Consider the following 17,362-nt stretch of genomic DNA (forward strand, 5'->3'; position numbering starts at 1 on the left):
CCGAAGAGCCGTCATCACAGGCTCCACGGGCCCCCATCCGTGGCGGTGGCGGCATGGCGAGGCGGCTCTCAGGGGCCATCCGTGGGCGGCGTCCACGGCTGACAGGCATCTTCCGCGACCGAACCGCCGTCCGTTGCCGGAGCGGGATGCGCCGCCAAGGTCGCCTCGTTCGAGCAACCGCCCCAAAGGCCCGCGCACCCATCACCGAGCCGTGAGGCGCAGGAACGCGCACCTCGGACAATCAAAGTCGTCTTGACAACTTCATTTGTCGGTGGGACGCTTGAGGCACCTCAGGAACTCAAGGAGCGACAACCATGAGAAAGATCACCGCGGGCCTGTTCATCTCCCTCGACGGCGTCGTCGAGGCCCCCGACACCTGGCACTTCCCGTACTTCAACGACGAGATGGGCCAGTCGGTCGGCGCGCAGATGCAGGCCGCCGACGCCATGCTGCTGGGCCGGCACACCTACGAGGAGTTCGCCGGATACTGGCCGCACCAGGACCCCGAGAAGGAGCCGCTGGCTGAGGCGATGAACTCCTCGGCCAAGTACGTCGTCTCCACCACGCTGACCTCGCCGTCCTGGCAGAACACCGAGGTCGTGAGCCTGGCCGAGCTGGCCGCGTTGCGCGAGCGCCCCGGCGGGAACATCTCCGTCGTCGGCAGCGGCACCCTGGTCGTCTCGCTGCTGCGCGAGGGCCTGCTCGACGAGCTCAACCTGCTGGTCCACCCGATCGTCGTCGGCTCGGGCAAGCGGCTGTTCGACGACGTGCGCGAGCAGATCCCGCTCACCCTGACCACCTCCACCACCTTCAGCACCGGCGTGCTGAACCTGATCTACACGAGGGCATGACATGGCCACCAAGACCGTCGCCGACAAGCTGCTCATCAAGCCGACGACCACCGTGTGGGTCTCCGACCCCGCCCGTCGGCCGCTCCTGGGGCCGCTGCCCGAGGGCGCGCGCGAGGCCGGATCCGTCAAGGAGGCGGACGTCGCGCTGATCTTCGCCTCCGACGCCGCCGCGGCCCGCCGGATCCTGGACCAGCACCGCGACGAGGTCACCGCGCCGCCCGTGGTCTGGGTGGCCTACCCCAAGGGCAACAAGTCCGACATCAACCGCGACACGCTGTGGCCCATCGTCGGCGAGTACGGGCTGCGTCCCAACGGCCAGGTCGCGGTGGACGAGATGTGGTCTGCGCTGCGCTTCCGCGCACTGAAGGACGGCGAGCCCCCCTTCACGGGCGGCCGCGGCTGACCCCGGCACCGCCGAACGGCCCGGTGCTCCCCGCCGCCTGACCGGTCAGGCGGACAGGTCGTCGCCCAGCAACAGCAGCAGATGCTCGTCCTCGCCGTGCCGGACCGTGCCGGTGTGCCGGAACCCGTGGCGTTCCAGCAGCCGCACCGAGCCGGTGTTGCCCGCGAACGGGTCGGCGTACAGGGGCCTGGTCTTCTCCTCCGCCAGGAACAGTCCCAGCGCCGCGGTGCCGACACCACGCCCCCAGAAGGGGCGGCCCAGCCAGTAGCCGACGAAACGCCGCTCGCCCTCCCACCAGGACACGACGTTCCCGGCCACCGCACCCCCGACCGTGACCGCCCGCACCAGGACGGTGGGATCGCCGAGCACCCGGGTGGCCCAGTGGGTCATGAAGGCTCCCCGCTCGCGAGGGGCGAACCTGGACCGCCGGACGGCTTCCTCGTCGTGCTCCTGCTCCAGGAACACCTCCAGATCGGACTCCAGGACGGGCCGCAGCCGCACGTCGTCGCTCATGCCCGCCGAGTGTGCCACCAGGCACCGACAGTTCCGGCGGCCGCACCTTCCGCACCGCCGTTTCCCTCACCCACCGTGATCGCAGGCCTGCCGTTGGGCTGCTGACCGGGGATTTTACCCGGCCATCGAGCTTCACGGAGAGTGACATGGGGTAGTCACGGTGCAGAGTCGCCCGCTCGGGCAGGGAGGAGGAGCGCATGACAGGCACAGCCGTCAGCGGGCCGGGGGCCGTCGTCGAGGTGCCGACGGCCACGCTCGCCGGCGGCGGCGTCGCGGCTCGGGCCGCGACGGGCACGGGCACGTCCCCGGTCAGGGCCGCGGTCCGCTGCGGTCATCACGGTCACCCCGACGGTCACCCCCATGACGCGGGGCCGGCCGTGATCCGCAGCGCAACCGCGTACCGCCCGGCCGGCCGGGTAAGGCCGTACCTCACCGCGTACGGCCCGGCCGGCCACGGCGGGAGCTCCTCGCCGGGGTCGTGATCCCGATGCCGGTCCCGCCGCCGGGTCTGACTTCCCCAGTCCTCAGCCCGGCGGCGGGACCTTTTCATGCCCGCCGCCGGCCCGTGCCGGGTTCGTCCGGCCGGATCATGAGCACGTATCTCATGTCCTGAACAAGGAGGAGGCCAGGGATGAGAGCGGTGTACGCGGGTGCGGCGGTGGAGGTGGCCGCGCGGCCGGAGGAGGTGTTCGCGCTGATCACCGACTGGCCGCGGCACCGCGAATGGATGTTCATGACGTCGGCGCGGCAGGTGGGCGAGCGCCGGGTGGAGGCCTACACCGGGGTGCGGCCGGTGGGGTTCCTGGACACGATGACGATCGTGGCCTTCGAGCCGCCGTCGTACGTGCTGATGGAGCACACCGGGCGGCTGGTGCGCGGCCGGGGCGCGATCCGGGTGCGGCCGTGGCGGGGCGGCAGCCGGGTGATCTGGGCCGAGGAGCTGCTGCTGCCGCTGGGCGCGGCGGGCCGGGCGTTGTGGCCGGCGGGGCGTCCGGTCGTGACGGCCCTGGCCCGGCATTCGCTGCGCAGGCTGGCGCGGCTGCTGGAGTCGCCGGCCCGCTAGGTGGCGTCGTGGACGACCAGGGCCAGCTGCACCCGGTTGTCCAGGCCCGCCTTGGTCAGGATGCGGGAGATGTAGCCCTTGACGGTGCCCACGCTCATGTGCAGCTCACCGGCGATGACCGCGTTGGGCTTGCCCTGCCCGACGGCGAGCGCCACCTCGCGCTCCCGCTCGCTGAGGGCCGACAGCACGCGGCGGGCCTCGGCGCGCCGCCGGTCGTCCTCCTCGGGCATCAGGTGGGCGATCAGGCGGCGGGTGACGCTGGGCGACAGGCTGGGCTCGCCGGCCGCCACCCGCCTGATGGCCTCGACGATGCCCTCGGGCGGGGTGTCCTTGAGCAGGAACCCGCCGGCTCCGGCGCGCAGCGCCCGGAAGACGTGCTCGTCGGCGTCGAAGGTGGTCAGGATGATGACCTGCGGGGCGCCGGTGCGGGCGCGCAGCCGCCGGGTGGCCTCGATGCCGTCGAGGCCGGCCATGCGGATGTCCATCAGCACCACGTCGGGGGAGTGCTCGCCGACCGCGGCCTGGACCTGCCCGCCGTCGGCCACGGCCCCGACCACGCGCAGGTCGGGTGCGCCTTTGAGCATCAGGGTCAGCCCGGTGCGGACGAGCGCGTCGTCGTCGACGATCAGCACCCGGATCGGGCCGGGCTCACTCCGCGACTCCTCCACGGGGCCATGGTAGCCGTGCGGCCAGCCGGAACCCGCCGTCGCCGGCCGGTCCGCGGTCCAGCCGGCCGCCCGCCAGGGTGACGCGTTCCTCCAGGCCGGCCAGCCCCGCTCCGGCGCCGGTGGCGGCCAGCTCCGCCCGTGGCCCGGCGGGCGGCGGGTTGTGCACCTCGACGGTCAGCTCCTGGCCGGCCGTGCCGCGCACCTCGACGGTGACGGGCCGGCCGGGGGCGTGCTTGCGGGCGTTGGTCAGGCCCTCCTGGACGACGCGGTAGGCGGTGCGCCGGGTCGGCTCGGGCAGGTCGGCGAAGCGTATGCCGTGTTCGCGCAGGTCGACGCTCATCCCGGCTCGCCGCGACTCCGCCACCAGCGGTTCCAGCCCGGCCGGCGGCTGCTCGGCGGACGGCGGCAGGGCGCAGGCGGGCTGGTCGCCGGGGTGCCGGCGCAGCACGCCGATGACGCCGCGCAGCTCCTGCAGGGCCTGGTGGGCGCTGGCGCGGATGACCTCGGCCGCCTCGGCGACCTCGGCCGGCGTGGCGGCGGCGTTGAAGCGGAGCGCGCCGGCGTGCACGGCCAGCAGCGACAGCCGGTGGGCCAGCACGTCGTGCATCTCGCGGGCGATGTCCAGGCGTTCGGCGCGGCGCGCCTCCTGGGCGCGTTGCCGCTGGTCGGCCTCGGCGCGGCGGGCGCGTTCGGCCAGCGAGGCGAGCAGTTGCCGGCGGGTCCTGGCCAGGATGCCCCAGCCGGTGACCGCCCCGCCGAACAGCACCGCGACCAGCGCCCACACCGGGTACGGCGCCAGCCCCGGCGGCCGCAGGGCGAACCTGGTCAGCGAGGCGGCCACCCACGCCGCGCCGACGGCGACGGCCGCGGGCGGACGCCGGTGGAGCGCGACGAGAAGCGTGGCGATCCCGGCCGCGACCGACGCGGCGGCGGCCGGGATCGCCAGCGCGACGGCGACCAGCCCGGCGGCCACCGGACGGCGGCGACACCACCACAGCGCCGCGCACGCCGCCGCGCCGCCGATCACGTCGGCCCACAGGTACCAGCCGGGCGTGCCGGGGACGAGGTCTCCCCACACCACCGAGACGCCGCCGGCCAGGGCGAGCACGACCCCGCCCGCGACCGCGGCCCTCTCCCGCCGCGACCGCCCGCCGGCTCGCCCGTCGTCCTGATCGTCGCCAGGGGTGCCGGCCCACCAGGTCCACCAGGTCCGCCAGGTCCGCCCGGCATGGGCGGCCTGACTCTCCTCGCCCGTCTGCGGGCCGCTCGCCCCGAACACCATGGCCGATCGTAGCCCGCGGCCGCCGCGCCGGGCGGCAACCATGGTCACCGGCCGTGGCAACCAAAGTCGTCACCGGTGCACGACCGCGGTGGCCACGGACCGGCCGCAAGGCAGCAGCGCCGCCCTCGCGCGGGACGGGAGCGTGGGGGCATGGTCTCCCTTCAGGCACGCGGCCGGTGGGCCGCGCTCGTACTGGCCGGGCTCACCCCGGTCGTCGCCGAGCTCACGCTGGGCAATCCGCCGCTGCGCCAGGCGTGGCTGCTGCTGGTGTGGACGCCGATCTACGGCGCGGGCACCGTCCTGATCCGCGAGCTGGTACGTCGTGCCGGTCGCGGGTGGGGGTCGGTGCTGCTGCTGGGGGCGGCGTACGGGATCGTGGAGGAGGGGCTGGCGCTGCAGGCGCTGACCAGCCCCACCCTGTACGGCGCGGCGGGATGGGCGCCGCGCGTCCTGGGCCTCAACAGCGCCTACACCGAGCTGAACATCCCCTACCACGCGGTGTTCAGCGTGGCGCTGCCGATCCTGCTGGCCGACCTGCTGTTCCCGGCGCTGCGCCACCGCCCCTACCTGGGGCGGGCCGGGCTGGTGGCGGCGGGCGTGGTGTTCGTGCTGGGCGCTCTGCTGCTGCGCTGGACGGCCACCTTCATGGACCCCGGCTACCTGGCGCCGTGGCCGGTGCAGGCGGGGTTGCTGCTGGCGGTGGCGGCGCTGGCCGTCCTGGCGTTGCGCGTCGTCCCGCCGTCGTCGGCCGAGGCCCCGCGGGCGGCCGGGGGATCGGCGGGCGCGCCCGCTCCGGCGCTGGTGGCGGTGGGGGCCGGGGTCGCCGCGTTCGGGTATCTGGCGCTGCTGTTCCCCTTCGGCGGGGCCCGGCAGCCGGCCTTCACCCAGGGCGGCTGGGTGGCGGCGCCGATGGCGGCCGCGGCGCTGCTGGCTGTGGTGGCCGCGCTGCTGGTACGGCGCTGGGCGGCGCACGAGGGCTGGCGTGACCGGCACAGCCTGGCGCTGGCGGGCGGTGCGCTGATCGGGCACACCGCCTTCGGAGTGCTGGCCAACGGCGAGACGGCCGCCGACCGGGTCTCGCTCACCGTGCTCGGCCTGGTGACGGCCGCCCTCCTGGCGCTGCTGGCCCGCCGCATGCGCCGGCTTTCAGCGCCGGCCCGTACACGCTGACCTTCAGCCCCGGCCCGCCGTACGGGCTGACGTTTCAGCGGGCCGCGGCGGCGGGCTGGGCGTGGCGCTGCACGGCGGCGGCGAACGCGGCGATCAGCGGGTGCGGACGCCGTCCGTCGCCGGCCAGCTCCGGCTGGAACAGCGTGCCGACGAAGAACGGGTGGCCGGGCAGCTCGGCCACCCGCACCATGCCGTCCTCGGCGTGGCCGGAGAAGACGAGCCCGTGCTCGGCCAGTGTCCCGCGGTAGGCGTCGTTGAGGCCGTAGGAGCAGCTGTAGGCCTCGACGATGGACGTGGTTCCCATGATCTGCTCGATCCGCGAGCCGGGGGTCAGCCGCACCAGCCCCTCGTGCCCGGCCAGCGAGCACGACAGCGGCTCCAGCAGGAACGCCTGGGCGCCGGGGGTGTTCTCGGCGTGGTCGACGTCCAGCCCGCACACGTGGCGGCCGTACTCCAGCAGCATGTGCTGGAAGCCGCCGCAGGTGCCCAGGAACGGGATGCGCCGCTCGCGGGCGGTGCGGGCGGCGTTGACCGCGCCGGCCTCGCTGGCGTACGGGCTGCCGGGCATGATCCAGATGCCGTCGAAGCCGTCGAGGTCGTCGGCCTCGGTGGTGGGGATCCAGTAGGGGTCCAGGGCGATGCCGTCACGTTCGCGCAGCGCCTCGATCAGGCGAGGGACGCGAGCGTGGGACCGGACGCCGGGTGAACGGTCTGCGACCAGGGCGATTCTCATGCCTCCCATCGTGACCTCCACCCGCGCTTAAGCGCCAACGATGATGTCTGCACCTGCTATAAGCATTACTGATGGACCCGAATCTGTTGCGCACGTTCGTGACGGTGGCCCGCCTGCGCTCCTTCTCGGCCGCCGCCCACGAGCTCGGCTACACCCAGTCGGCGATCTCCCAGCAGGTCGCGGCGCTTGAGGCCGATCTGGGGCTGCCGCTGCTCGGCCGCCGCCCGGTGGAGCCGACCCCGGCCGGTGAGCGGCTGCTGGAACACGCGGGGCCGCTGCTGCTGCGCCTGCGGTCGGCGCGCGCCGACGTGTTGCGCGCGGCGGCCCAGCCGGCCCACCGGCTGCGGCTGGCCGCCACCCCGCTGGCGGTCAACGCCGTGCTGGCCGGACGGCTGGCCGGGGCGCGCGCCGCCCAGCCGCGGCTGCGGGTGGAGGTGCGCACCTGTGACCGGGAGCGGCTGGCCGAGCTGCTGGCCGAGGGTGAGGCCGATCTGGGCCTGGCCGACGGCATCGCCGCGCCCAGCGACCCGTTGCGCCTGCCGGAGTCGGGCCCGATGACCACGGTGGGCGTCAGCGAGGAGGACCTGGTGGTGGCGTTGCCGCCGGGGCATCCGCTGGCGGGGCGCCGGGCGTTGCGGCTGGCCGACCTCGTCGACGCCCGCTGGTTGCAGACGCCGCTGTGCCCGTTGCCGCGCCTGCGTGACCTGGCCGGCGACGGGTTCGCCGCGGCGCTGGTCTACCAGGGCGACGACGTGCACACCGTGCTCAACCTGGTGGCCGCCGGGCACGGGCTGACGCTGCTGCCGGCCTCGGCCGGCCGGGGGTGCCGCTGGTGGCGCCGCGCCTGGTGCACCGGGTGGAGCTGGTGCACGGCGCGCTGCCGCCCGGCCCGGCCGCCACCTTGGCCAAGGCCCTGGCCGGCCCGCCGGGCTGACGCTTCAGGGTGCGGGCCGGTCCGCGTGCGGCGGGTGGACGGGTCAGGCGTGCCAGCCGCTCACCCCGCCCGGCACCGGCGCGGCCGGGTCGTAGGGCTCGCGGGTGAAGACGAACGTGTTGAGGTCGAGGTGGTCGGCGGCCACGCGCAGCGTCTCGCCGGCGTAGTAGCCGTCCAGGCCGAGCCATGTGCCGTCGTCCTGGGCCACGAACCGGGAGGCGCGCCCGCTGCCGTCGACGGGCGCCAGCGACAGGCCGCGGTCGGGCAGCAGCCGCAGCGCGTACGGCTTGGGCCCCCAGTGCCACAGCCCGGTCAGCGCCAGCAGGTCGGGGTCGGCGGGGGCGGGCTGCCATTCCTCGGGCAGGCGCGGCTCGTGCTCGTCGAGGATGTCGAGCAGATCGGTGAGCAGGCTGCCGGTCATGCCGCTGGTGGTGTTGGCCATGAACAGCACGCCCACGCGTTCGGCCGGGTCGGCCCAGACGGTGGCAAGGAAGCCGGGCATGGACCCGGTGTGTCCGGCCAGGTGGCGCCCGCCGACGCGGGCCAGTTGCAGGCCGAGCCCGTAGCCGGCGGTCCAGGAGTCGCCGTCGACGACGCCGGCCGGCTCCCGCATCTCGGCCAGGGTGTCGGCCGACAACACGCCGCCGGTGTCGCCGCCGACGAAGGCGGCCCAGCGGGCCAGGTCGTGTGGGGTGGACCACAGCTGCCCGGCCGGCCCCATGGCCACGGCGTCGTGCTCGGGCTCGGTGAGCACCATGTCGGCCCACGGATGGACGGCGTAGCCGGTGGCGTGCGGGGCGCGGGGACGGGCGGTGGTGGCGTTCATCTCCAGCGGCGCCAGCACCTCCTGCCGCACGGCCTGCTGCCAGCCGGTGCCGCGCAGCCGGGCCACCAGCTCGCCCAGCAGCGCGAACCCGACGTTGGAGTAGTGGAAGAGCCGGCCGGGCCGGTGTCTGACCTGGTCGGGGCCCACCCGCTTGAGCAGGTCGGGCAGCTCGAGGCCGGGGGTGCGCTCCCACCAGTCGGTCGGCGGTTCGGCGGTCAGGCCGGAGGTGTGGGCCAGCAGCTGGGCGATGGTGGCCTGCCCGGCGGCGGTGCCGGGCAGGTGGCGCTCCAGCGGGTCGGTCAGCGCGATCCTGCCCTCGTCGCGCAGCCGCATGACGGCCACGGCGACGATCGACTTGGTGATCGATCCCAGCCGGTACTGGGTGGCCGGGGTCGGCGGGCCGTCGCCGACGCGGCCGCGGCCGCCGAACCACACCGTCCGCCCGTCGCGGACGATCGCCGCCGTCAGCGACGGCACCCTGCACTCGGCCTGCTCGACGGCCAGCCTGCGCAGCAGCGCGCGGGCCGTCACCTGTCCCACCTGACTCATGGGCGACAAGACTAGCGGCGTCGGGCGGGCGCCAGGTGCGTACCTGCCGGCTCGCCGCGGCTGTCCGGGTGGCCGGGCCGTCATCGATCGTGGTGGTGCGGGGAGACCAGGCCGGCGTCGTAGGCGGCGATGACGAGCTGGACCCGGTCGCGGGCGCCGAGTTTGGTGAGCAGGCTGGCGATGTGGGCCTTGGCGGTGCCGGGGCTGATGTGCAGCCGGGCGGCGATCTCGGCGTTGGACAGGCCGCGCCCGGCCAGGGTCAGCACCTCGCGTTCCCGCGCGGTGACGCCCAGCGGCTCGCGCGGCAGCGGGCGGGGTTCGGGGCGGCCGGCGAACTCGGCGATGAGGCGGCGGGTGACGCTGGGGGCGATCAGCGCGTCGCCGGCCGCGACCACGTGGACGGCGGACAGGATGTCCTCCAGCGCCATGTCCTTGACCAGGAAGCCGCTGGCTCCGGCCCGCAGCGCGGCGTGGACGTTGCCGTCGTCGTCGAACGTGGTGAGCATGATCACGCGGGTGTCGGGGGATTCGGCGGTGATGGTCTGGGTGGCCTCGATGCCGTCCATGCCGGGCATGCGGATGTCCATCACGACGACGTCGGGGCGGAGCTGCCGGGTGAGCTGGACGGCTTGGGCTCCCGTCCCGGCCTCCCCGGCGACGACGACGCCGGCGGTGCCGTCGATGACCATGCGCAGACCGGCGCGGATCAGCGGCTGGTCGTCGGCGAGCAGGACGCGGATGGTCACCGTGCCTCCACGTGTGTGCTCCGGCCGCGCTCCCGCGCCGGGGCGGGAGGCGGCAGCGGGAGGGCGGCGGTGACGCGGAAACCGCCCTGCGGGCGCGGCCCGGCGCTGAGGCGGCCGTCGAGCAGGGCGGCCCTCTCCCGCATGCCGGCGATCCCGTACCCGCTGCCGGGCGAAGGGACGGCGGCGGCGGTGGTGGCGGTGCCGGGTCCGTCGTCGGTGATGTCGATGCGCAGTTGACCGGGCGCGTAGTCGAGGACGACCCGGCAGTGGCGGGCCCCTGAGTGGCGGACGACGTTGGTCAGCGACTCCTGGACGATGCGGAAGGCGCACCGGTCGACGGCCGCGGGCAGCTCGCGTGGCCTGCCCTGGCGGCGCACGTCCACGTGGAGGCCGGCGGCCGTGGTCGTCTCGGCGAGCCGGTCGAGGTCTGCCAGCTCCGCGGGCGGCCCCGCGTCCGGCTCTGCGTCCGGCTCTGCGGCGGCGGGGGCTCGCGGAGTGCGCCGAGCATGTGCCGCAGTCCTTGCAGGGTCTGCCGGCTGGCGGTCTCGATCGCGCCGAGCGCCTGGCGCGCCTGCTCGGGCCGGCTGTCGATCACCCGGGCGCCCGCGCCGGCCTGGATGGCGATGACGCCGATGCTGTGGGCGACCATGTCGTGCAGCTCGCGCGCGATGCGCAGCCGGTCGGCCGTGACGGCCTGGAGCTCGGCCTGGGCACGCAGCGCCTGGCCGTACTCGCGTCGTTGCCGTAGCGTCGTGCCGGCCGTCCAGGCGACCACGACGCCCAGGCCGAGCAGGAGCGACAGCGCGAGGAAGCCCGGCGCGACGACGCGCAACCCCTGGGTCAGCAGGGCCCCGTGCCAGGCCGCCTGCTGAACGATCAGCGTGCCGGCCGCCGCGGCCAGCCCGGTCCGGCGCGTACGGGTGGCGGTGACGAGACAGACCAGCAGATCGGCCGCCGGCAGCAGCGGCCAGAGCCGCTCGGCGGGCTGCGCCCACGCCACCGCCACCACCAGTTCGGCCAGGAGCACCGCCAGCACCGCGCACGGCCGCCGCCGGGCCCACACCCCAGGGACCGCCATCGCGGCGGCGAACCCGATGTGCGCCGCCTCCACCGGCAGCGGGCTCTCGCCGTCGGCCAGCGTCACGACGTACAGCAGCGGCAGACAGGCCACCACGGCGCACCACGACAGCGCCGTCCGCACGCCGTGCGGCAGCCGCTGCGTCAAGGGTGGCCTGGGCGTTGGTTCGCGCACCCGGTCGATCGTAGTCACCGGTCCGCGCCGCGGGCATCGGCCTGCCGGCCTATGCCCGCGGGCCACCCCGCCGGCACGGAAACCGGCCCGCGGCCAGATGTCACGCCTGCCCGGCCTGCGACAACGTTGGCCGGGTGATCGAAGTCGACCAACTGACCAAGCGTTACGGCGGGGTGACGGCCGTCAACGCCCTGACCTTCACCGTGCGGCCGGGCTGCGTCACCGGGTTCCTCGGCCCGAACGGCGCCGGCAAGAGCACCACGATGCGGATGATCCTCGGGCTGAACAGGCCCACCAGCGGCACCGCCACCATCGGCGGCCGCCCGTTCGCCCGTCACCGCACCGGCCTGCGGCACGCCGGCGCGCTGCTGGACGCCGGCGACGTGCACGGCGGGCGCACCGCGGCGGCGCACCTGTCGGCGCTGGCCCGCGCCAACGGCCTGCCACACCGCAGGGTGGGCGAGGTGCTGCGGGAGGTGGGGCTGGAGGGCGTGGCCCGTCGCCGGGTGGGCGGATTCTCCCTGGGGATGCGTCAGCGGCTCGGCATCGCCACCGCCCTGCTGGGCGACCCGCCGGTGCTGCTGTTCGACGAGCCGGTCAACGGCCTGGACCCCGAGGGCGTGCGCTGGGTGCGCGGCCTGTTCCGCCGTCTGGCCGCCGAAGGGCGCACCGTGCTGGTCTCCAGCCACCTGATGAGCGAGATGGAGCACACCGCCGACCGGCTCGTCGTCATCGGCCGGGGCGAGTTGATCGCCGACGAGAGCGTGGCCGAGTTCGCCGCCCGCGGCACGGGCGCCTCGGTGACCGTGCGCTGCTGCGACCCCGCCGAACTGGCCGCCGTGCTGGCCCAGGCAGGCGCCCGCGTACGTCAGGACGACGACGGCGCCCTGACCGTCACCGGCCTGAGCGCCGCCCGCATCGGCGAGCTCGCCTTCCGGCGGCGCATCGAGCTGCGGGAACTCGCCCCGCGCGCGGCCTCGCTGGAGCAGGCGTTCATGGAGCTGACCGCCGATCGCGCCGACTACCGCGCCGACCACCCTGCCGCCCTGGCAGGTGAGCGGCGATGACGCCCGCCCGCTTCCGTGACCTGCTGGCCGCCGAGTGGATCAAACTCTGGTCGCTGCGCTCCACCCGCTGGCTGCTCGGCCTCGGCACGCTGGCCGTCGTCGCCTTCGCCGCCCAGAGCAGCCTGAAGGCCTTCCACGACTGGCCGAGCTTCCCGCCGATGCAGAAGGCCACGTTCAGCCCGTTGAACGAGGCGTTCAGCGGCCTGTCGGCCACCATGCTCATGATCGGGGCGGGTGGCCTGGGCGCGCTGACGATCGTCGGCGAGTACGCCACCGGCCTCATCCGCACCACCCTGACCGCCGTCCCGGCCCGGCACCGCGTCGTGGCCGCCAAGCTCACCGTCGTCGGCGGCGTCATGCTCGCCACCGGCGTGCTCGTCTCGGCCGCCACCTTCGGCGTCAGCCAGGCGGTCCTGGCGGGCCGCGGCGTCGCCGTCCGGCCCGGCGATCCCGGCGTGCTGCGCGTGCTGGCCGCCAACGCGCTCCTGGCTCCGGTGTCAGGGCTGGTCGGCATGGGAGTCGGCGCGCTGCTGCGGCACACCGCGGCGGCCGTGGTGTCGGTCTGCGCGGTGCTGGTCATCGTGCCGACCTTCTTCCGGCCGTCCGTCCACCAGTGGCTCAACGACCTCTACGCCCTGGTGCCCTTCTACGTCTGGCGCACCTGCCTGGGGATGCCCCAGCTCCGTGACGATCCGGCTCTGCCCACGGTGGCCGGCTCCTGGGCCGTGTTCGCGGCCTGGCCGCTGGCCGCCGCCGTCCTGGCCGTGCTCGTCGTGCACCGCCGCGACGTCTGACCGCTCCCGAAAGGAATCCGATGAACTCCCTGCTGCTGCTGCGGCGCCTGCCGGCCGTCCCGCTGACGGCCTGCCTCGCCCTCGCCGTCACGGCCTGCGCCACGCCGACCGCCTCGGCCACGCCCTCCGGCCCTGCCGCCGCCTCCACCGGCCCTGCCGCCGCGGCCGCCGCGGTCACCGTGTCCCCGGACGTTCCCCGGCTGGAGCTGCCGCGCCCCACTGGCCCCGATCCGGTCGGCCGCGACGTGTTGTCCCTGGTCGACAGGAGCCGTAAGGACCCTTGGGTCCCGCGATCGGGCCCGCGCCGGCTGATGGTCTCGATGTACTATCCCGCTCGTTCGGCCACCGGCGCCCCGGCCCCCTTCATGGCCCTGGAGGAGGCCGCGTCCCTGCTGCGGCGCAAGGCCCCCGGCACCGACCTGCCCGCTGAGATCGTCAGCGACATCCGCACCTACGCCCACGCCGGCGCGCCCGCCAAGAAGGGCCGCCATCCGCTGGTGGTGCTCTCACCCGGCCTCGGCCTGCCGCGGGCCAGCCTCACCTCCCTGGCCGAGGACCTGGCCAGCCGCGGTTACGTCGTCGCCTCGCTCGACCACGCCTACGAATCGTCGGGAACCGTCTTCCCCGGCGTCGGCCTGCTCACCTGCGCCCCCCTGTGCGACCAGCCCAAACCCCCCGAGGGCGGCAAGGCCGCCATCGCCAGGAACCGCGCCAAGGACGTCTCCTTCGTCCTGGACCGGCTGACCGGCCGCCACCCGGCCTGGAAACGCGCCGGCCTGATCAACTCCAGGCGCGTCGGCATGGCCGGCCACTCCATCGGCGGCGAGGCCGCCTCCGCCACCATGGCCGCCGACACGCGGATCAGGGCCGGGGTCAACCTCGACGGCACCATCAGCGCGACCCTGCCCGCCGCCGGCCTGGGCGATCGCCCCTTCCTGCTGATGGGCAGCCAAAGTGACCACAGCCCCGGCAAGGACGACACCTGGGACAGCGCCTGGCCGACGCTGCGCGGCTGGAAGCGCTGGCTCACCGTCGCCCAGGCCCGGCACAACAGCTTCACCGACCTGGCCGTCCCGCAGAGCAAGCTCGGCCCACCGGCTCCCGGCACCATCGCCCCCGAACGCGCCCTGGTGCTCACCCGCGCCTACGTCGGCGCCTTCTTCGACCAGCACCTCAAGAACCGCAGACAAGCCCTGCTCGACGGCCCCACCCCGGGCAACCCCGAAGTCGGCTTCCACAACCCGTGACCCCGCACCGGGCCGCCGCCGTCCTTCCCGTCCGTCGCCGTTCCCGGATCGCGCGCCCGGCCCCGTCCCTACGGCTGCCGGGGCCGGTCAGCGGGTGGGGGCGCGGTCGAAGGTGTCGAGGATGAGCCGGCTGGCGTCCAGGTCGCGGGCGGTGTCGCCGAGCCCGGGCAGCTCGATGGGGCCGGGCCAGGTGTGGCCGCCGCCGTCCACCGTGTACAGGCCCAGCGTGGCTCCCCGCGGGCAGGACGTCCACAGGCGCAGGCGGACGCGGCGCAGGGGATGGCTGGTGGCGGGGGAGGAGCAGCGCTGGGCGGCGGCCCAGGCGTTCATGGTCTGCTCGACCGGCGGCAGCACGATGAGCGCGGCCAGGTGTTGCAGTTCGCCGCCGGGCTCGGGGTGGCCGCCGTCGTAGGGGACCAGGCGGTCGGCGGTGCCGTGGAAGGCGATGATCGTGGTGGGGGCGGGGTGGGCGCAGGGCTGGGCGATGGGGATGCCGGCCACGGCGGCCACGCCGCTCAGGCGTCCGTCCAGGGCGCAGACGAGCGAGGCGGCCAGGCCGGCGCCATAGGACAGGCCGGCGGCGAACTCGCGTCCGGGGTGGGCGCACTGGTGGCGTTCGACCTCGTCGAGCAGGGCGGCCAGGTAGGCGGTGTCGTCGGGGCCGGCGGTGTGCGGCAGGGTCCAGGCCAGCCGTCCGGGCGCCGTTTGGGGGGTGATGACGATGTAGCCGCGGCGGGGGCCGATCTGGGGCAGGCGGCTGTAGGCGGCCTGTTCGGCGGCGTTGGAGCCGAGGCCGTGCAGGTTGAGCAGCACGGGGTGGGGGCCGGGGCCGTCGGGGACGGCCAGCAGGTAGCGGCGGGTCAGGCCGGCGGTGGTGAGCTGGTGGGGCCCGGAGGTGAGCCGGCGGGCCGTGGTGGCACACCCGCTGCTCGCCCCGCCCCTGCCCTGATCCCGTATCCTCCCCGGTGGGAGTGCCGCTGCGGCGGGCGGCGAGGACGCCTGACCGCTGGCGGAGGGCGACCGCTCGCCTTCGCCGGGTGTGGAGGGCAGCGCGCAGCCTGACAACACCGCCACCACCAGCAGCGTCACCAGCGCCGTGACCGTGGTGCTGGTCGCCGTGGCGCTCGCGGCGCTGATGTTGCTGCTGATCGGCTTGGCGCCTGCAGTGCTGTCGTTGGTGGTGCTCGCGCTGGTGGCCGCGGTGCTGGTCGCCGTGGTGCTCGCCGGGCGCGCGCTGGTGTTCGCGTTCTTGCCCATCTCGCCCCCCGCGCGCGCTGCTGGTCGTACTGGCAAGTGTGCCTCTCGCCGCCGCCCGTACGCGTGCATGCCGAAACCGGCCGCCCCCTGTGCCCGGGGACGGCCGGCCAGGGCGGCGGGTCAGCACACGATGAAGATGCTCTTCCAGCCGACGGGGGTGCGCTGCTCGGCGTTGCGGTTGGAGGCCAGTTCGAAGTGCATCACGCCGGAGGCGTTGGGCTGGTTGTACATGCGGCCGCTCTGGCCGTCGCCGTACCACTTGTAGGAGCCGTGGTAGGGGATGTTGGACACGCCGCAGGCGTCCAGGACGACCGAGCGGCCGGTGAAGCCGCGGCCTTCGTAGGCGACGTACTGGGAGGCGTACGCGGCGCCGGCCGAGGCGAGGACGAGCCCGGCGGTGATCGCGGGGACGAGAAGGATCTTCTTCAACGTGTTCTCCTTCGAGGGTTCCTGACGAATGCCCACGGTGGGTAATCGTATGGCAACCCTTCGTGCACGTCGAGGTGTTTTCGCTGATGGCGAGGGTGCAGGGCCGTCCGGGACGGTTCACGGCGGCGGGCCGGGACGCCGAAAAGCCGCTCACCGCCGCGCCTGTCGGCGGCGGTGAGCGGCTGGAAGCGGCTCCGTCAGAGCAAGGGGGAGCGGGGGAGCGGTCAGGACTTGGCGTGCAGGGCGCTGCCCTTCTTCCACTGCGAGAAGGGCAGCTGCCAGTAGCCCCAGCCGTTGTTCCACTCCAGCTCCCGGTTGGTGCCGGTGATCTCCACGACGTCGCCGCGCTGGAAGTTGTCGTAGAACCACTTGGCCTGGTCGGGGCGGGAGTTGATGCAGCCGTGGCTGACGTTGCGCACGCCCTGGGCCCAGACGTTGTCCTTGGCGTGGACGTACTCGCCGGAGTTGGAGATGCGCACGGCGTGGTCGATCATCACGTCGTAGTAGCCGGGGTCGCCCTTCTTGCGGCCGGGGGAGATCATGCGCACCGGGTTGCCGCGTTCCATCGTCAGGTGCACGCCGGAGGTCGTGGTGTACTCGCGGGTGGTGGCCATGCCGGCGCTGATGCGCATGGTCTGCACGCGCTTGTTGTCCTTGTAGACGTACATCATGTGGGTCTTGGTGTTGACCTTGCTGATGACCTTGGCGCCGATCTTGAGGCTGGCGGAGTAGTCCTTCACGCCGTACAGGCCCTTGCCGGCCTTGACGCCGGTGATGCGGGCGTTGAAGGTGACCTTCTGGTGGGCGGGCCAGTACTTGGCGGTGCGGTAGATGACGGTGGTGTCGTTGATCCACCGCCAGGCGCCGGTGACGGGCTTCTCGGCCTCCACCTCCAGGGCGCGCTCGATCGCCGCCTTGCCGGTGACGGGCTGGTTGAAGGTGACGATGATCGGGGCGCCGACGCCGAGGGTCTCGCCCTTGGCGTTGGGGGTGACGTCGGCGACCTGCAGCTCCCGCTCGGGCTTGACCGTGGTGAAGGTGCTGGTGGCGGCGGTGGCGCCGGCCTTGGCCGAGACGTTGTAGTTGGTGGAGGGCTTCAGCGGCGTCCGGGAGACCCATTTGGTCTTGTCGGCGTTGAACCTGCCCTCGACCGTGTGGCCGCCGCCGTCGACGGTCACCTCCTCCAGCGCGCCGCCGGCGGAGGTCACCACGACCTTCTTGTCCGGGCTGACCTTGGCGCTGCCTTCGGCGGGGCTGATGGTGACGGTGGGCGCCTGCGGGGTGGCCACCGTGGTGGCCTCGGGCGCTTCCGGCCCGCGCGAGGCGGCGTTCCCGCTCGAGCAGGATGCCGTCACAGCCGCCACCGCCAGCAGCGCGAGGCCGGCGGCAGACTTCGTCCATGCGGGCGCAACGTTCAAGACTGTCCTCTCCCCCAGGGCGGCAAACCCACCCCAAAGACTTTAATGCTCCTGCATGTATGACGCAGAAGCATTTAGGAGAGTTCGGTCACATTTGCATCACTAATTGCTGTCAACCCCAGGTCAACCTGCGTCAACGCGACGATCAACACCCCTTGCC

General features: G+C 74.1%; 19 protein-coding genes and 1 pseudogene. 9 read left to right on the forward strand and 11 right to left on the reverse strand.

The annotated features are described in order from the left end of the window. The first annotated feature begins 314 nt into the window (after positions 1 to 314). Both ACNF49_RS32490 and ACNF49_RS32495 read left to right on the forward strand, forming a co-directional pair. Positions 315 to 851 carry a dihydrofolate reductase family protein gene (locus tag ACNF49_RS32490; protein ID WP_357975990.1) on the forward strand — a complete coding sequence of 179 codons (537 nt, stop codon included), beginning with the start codon at positions 315 to 317 and terminating at the stop codon, positions 849 to 851. 1 nt (position 852) lies between these two features. Next, positions 853 to 1,254, forward strand: coding sequence for a hypothetical protein (locus ACNF49_RS32495; RefSeq protein WP_482939959.1), 402 nt, complete (start codon positions 853 to 855; stop codon positions 1,252 to 1,254). Positions 1,255 to 1,299: 45 nt separating this feature from the next. On the opposite strand, the gene ACNF49_RS32500 is transcribed toward ACNF49_RS32495, so the two are convergent. Further along, a complete protein-coding gene (locus ACNF49_RS32500; RefSeq protein ID WP_482939960.1) occupies positions 1,300 to 1,767 on the reverse strand; it encodes a GNAT family N-acetyltransferase in 468 nt (155 codons plus the stop codon). A 197-nt stretch (positions 1,768 to 1,964) separates the two neighbouring features. Between ACNF49_RS32500 and ACNF49_RS32505 the strand changes: the two genes are divergently transcribed. Together ACNF49_RS32505 and ACNF49_RS32510 are read left to right on the forward strand one after the other, a co-directional pair. Beyond that, positions 1,965 to 2,249 (forward strand): hypothetical protein, encoded by a 285-nt coding sequence (locus tag ACNF49_RS32505; protein WP_482939961.1) that lies wholly within the window; start codon positions 1,965 to 1,967, stop codon positions 2,247 to 2,249. A 149-nt stretch (positions 2,250 to 2,398) separates the two neighbouring features. Beyond that, positions 2,399 to 2,830, forward strand: a complete 432-nt coding sequence (locus ACNF49_RS32510; protein WP_482939962.1) for an SRPBCC family protein — start codon at positions 2,399 to 2,401, stop codon at positions 2,828 to 2,830. Here the strand turns inward: ACNF49_RS32510 and ACNF49_RS32515 are convergent. Together ACNF49_RS32515 and ACNF49_RS32520 are read right to left on the reverse strand one after the other, a co-directional pair. Beyond that, a complete protein-coding gene (locus ACNF49_RS32515) occupies positions 2,827 to 3,498 on the reverse strand; it encodes a response regulator (RefSeq protein WP_482939963.1) in 672 nt (223 codons plus the stop codon). The genes ACNF49_RS32510 and ACNF49_RS32515 overlap by 4 nt on opposite strands. After that, positions 3,479 to 4,822: a sensor histidine kinase gene (locus tag ACNF49_RS32520; RefSeq protein ID WP_498703854.1), complete on the reverse strand. Its 1,344-nt coding sequence runs from the start codon at positions 4,820 to 4,822 to the stop codon at positions 3,479 to 3,481. Before ACNF49_RS32520 ends, ACNF49_RS32515 begins: the two co-directional genes overlap by 20 nt. Positions 4,823 to 4,930: 108 nt before the next feature. On the opposite strand from ACNF49_RS32520, the gene ACNF49_RS32525 reads away from it, so the two are divergent. Continuing rightward, the gene (locus ACNF49_RS32525; RefSeq protein WP_482939965.1) at positions 4,931 to 5,950 is read left to right on the forward strand and encodes an AF_0692 family protein; all 1,020 of its coding nucleotides are present in this window, start codon (positions 4,931 to 4,933) and stop codon (positions 5,948 to 5,950) included. A 34-nt stretch (positions 5,951 to 5,984) separates the two neighbouring features. Here the strand turns inward: ACNF49_RS32525 and ACNF49_RS32530 are convergent, their stop codons facing one another. After that, the gene (locus tag ACNF49_RS32530) at positions 5,985 to 6,683 is read right to left on the reverse strand and encodes a CTP synthase C-terminal region-related (seleno)protein (protein ID WP_482939966.1); all 699 of its coding nucleotides are present in this window, start codon (positions 6,681 to 6,683) and stop codon (positions 5,985 to 5,987) included. A gap of 71 nt (positions 6,684 to 6,754) precedes the next feature. Here ACNF49_RS32530 and ACNF49_RS32535 point away from each other — a divergent pair. After that, positions 6,755 to 7,441: pseudogene (locus ACNF49_RS32535) on the forward strand (LysR family transcriptional regulator); the annotation flags it as partial. 219 nt (positions 7,442 to 7,660) lie between these two features. On the opposite strand, the gene ACNF49_RS32540 reads toward ACNF49_RS32535, so the two are convergent. The 4 genes from ACNF49_RS32540 to ACNF49_RS32555 form a co-directional block, all read right to left on the reverse strand. Next, complete coding sequence (locus ACNF49_RS32540) at positions 7,661 to 8,992, reverse strand: serine hydrolase domain-containing protein (protein WP_482939967.1); 1,332 nt, start codon at positions 8,990 to 8,992, stop codon at positions 7,661 to 7,663. Positions 8,993 to 9,072: 80 nt separating this feature from the next. Beyond that, on the reverse strand, positions 9,073 to 9,738 hold the full coding sequence (locus tag ACNF49_RS32545) for a response regulator (protein WP_357975957.1): 666 nt from the start codon (positions 9,736 to 9,738) through the stop codon (positions 9,073 to 9,075). After that, complete coding sequence (locus ACNF49_RS32550; protein ID WP_482939968.1) at positions 9,735 to 10,121, reverse strand: sensor histidine kinase; 387 nt, start codon at positions 10,119 to 10,121, stop codon at positions 9,735 to 9,737. The genes ACNF49_RS32545 and ACNF49_RS32550 overlap by 4 nt, the downstream gene beginning before the upstream one ends. Beyond that, positions 10,037 to 10,990, reverse strand: coding sequence for a sensor histidine kinase (locus ACNF49_RS32555; RefSeq protein ID WP_482939969.1), 954 nt, complete (start codon positions 10,988 to 10,990; stop codon positions 10,037 to 10,039). The genes ACNF49_RS32550 and ACNF49_RS32555 overlap by 85 nt, the downstream gene beginning before the upstream one ends. A 134-nt stretch (positions 10,991 to 11,124) precedes the next feature. On the opposite strand from ACNF49_RS32555, the gene ACNF49_RS32560 reads away from it, so the two are divergent. Genes ACNF49_RS32560 through ACNF49_RS32570 form a run of 3 tightly spaced genes read left to right on the forward strand, consistent with a single transcriptional unit; the run spans position 11,125 to position 14,098 of the window. After that, a complete protein-coding gene (locus ACNF49_RS32560; RefSeq protein ID WP_482939970.1) occupies positions 11,125 to 12,057 on the forward strand; it encodes an ABC transporter ATP-binding protein in 933 nt (310 codons plus the stop codon). Beyond that, a complete protein-coding gene (locus ACNF49_RS32565) occupies positions 12,054 to 12,851 on the forward strand; it encodes an ABC-2 transporter permease family protein (RefSeq protein ID WP_482939971.1) in 798 nt (265 codons plus the stop codon). Before ACNF49_RS32560 ends, ACNF49_RS32565 begins: the two co-directional genes overlap by 4 nt. Before the next feature lie 20 nt (positions 12,852 to 12,871). Next, the gene (locus ACNF49_RS32570; RefSeq protein ID WP_482939972.1) at positions 12,872 to 14,098 is read left to right on the forward strand and encodes an alpha/beta hydrolase family protein; all 1,227 of its coding nucleotides are present in this window, start codon (positions 12,872 to 12,874) and stop codon (positions 14,096 to 14,098) included. An 87-nt stretch (positions 14,099 to 14,185) separates the two neighbouring features. Here the strand turns inward: ACNF49_RS32570 and ACNF49_RS32575 are convergent, their stop codons facing one another. From ACNF49_RS32575 to ACNF49_RS32585, 3 genes are all read right to left on the reverse strand, one after another. Then, positions 14,186 to 15,355 (reverse strand): CE1 family esterase, encoded by a 1,170-nt coding sequence (locus ACNF49_RS32575; protein WP_482939973.1) that lies wholly within the window; start codon positions 15,353 to 15,355, stop codon positions 14,186 to 14,188. A gap of 120 nt (positions 15,356 to 15,475) precedes the next feature. Then, a complete protein-coding gene (locus ACNF49_RS32580; protein ID WP_357975940.1) occupies positions 15,476 to 15,784 on the reverse strand; it encodes a MiAMP1 family antimicrobial peptide in 309 nt (102 codons plus the stop codon). Positions 15,785 to 16,008: 224 nt separating this feature from the next. Next, positions 16,009 to 17,202, reverse strand: coding sequence for a L,D-transpeptidase (locus ACNF49_RS32585; RefSeq protein ID WP_498703274.1), 1,194 nt, complete (start codon positions 17,200 to 17,202; stop codon positions 16,009 to 16,011). Positions 17,203 to 17,362 lie beyond the last annotated feature (160 nt).

Source organism: Actinomadura sp. ATCC 39365 (assembly GCF_054392275.1).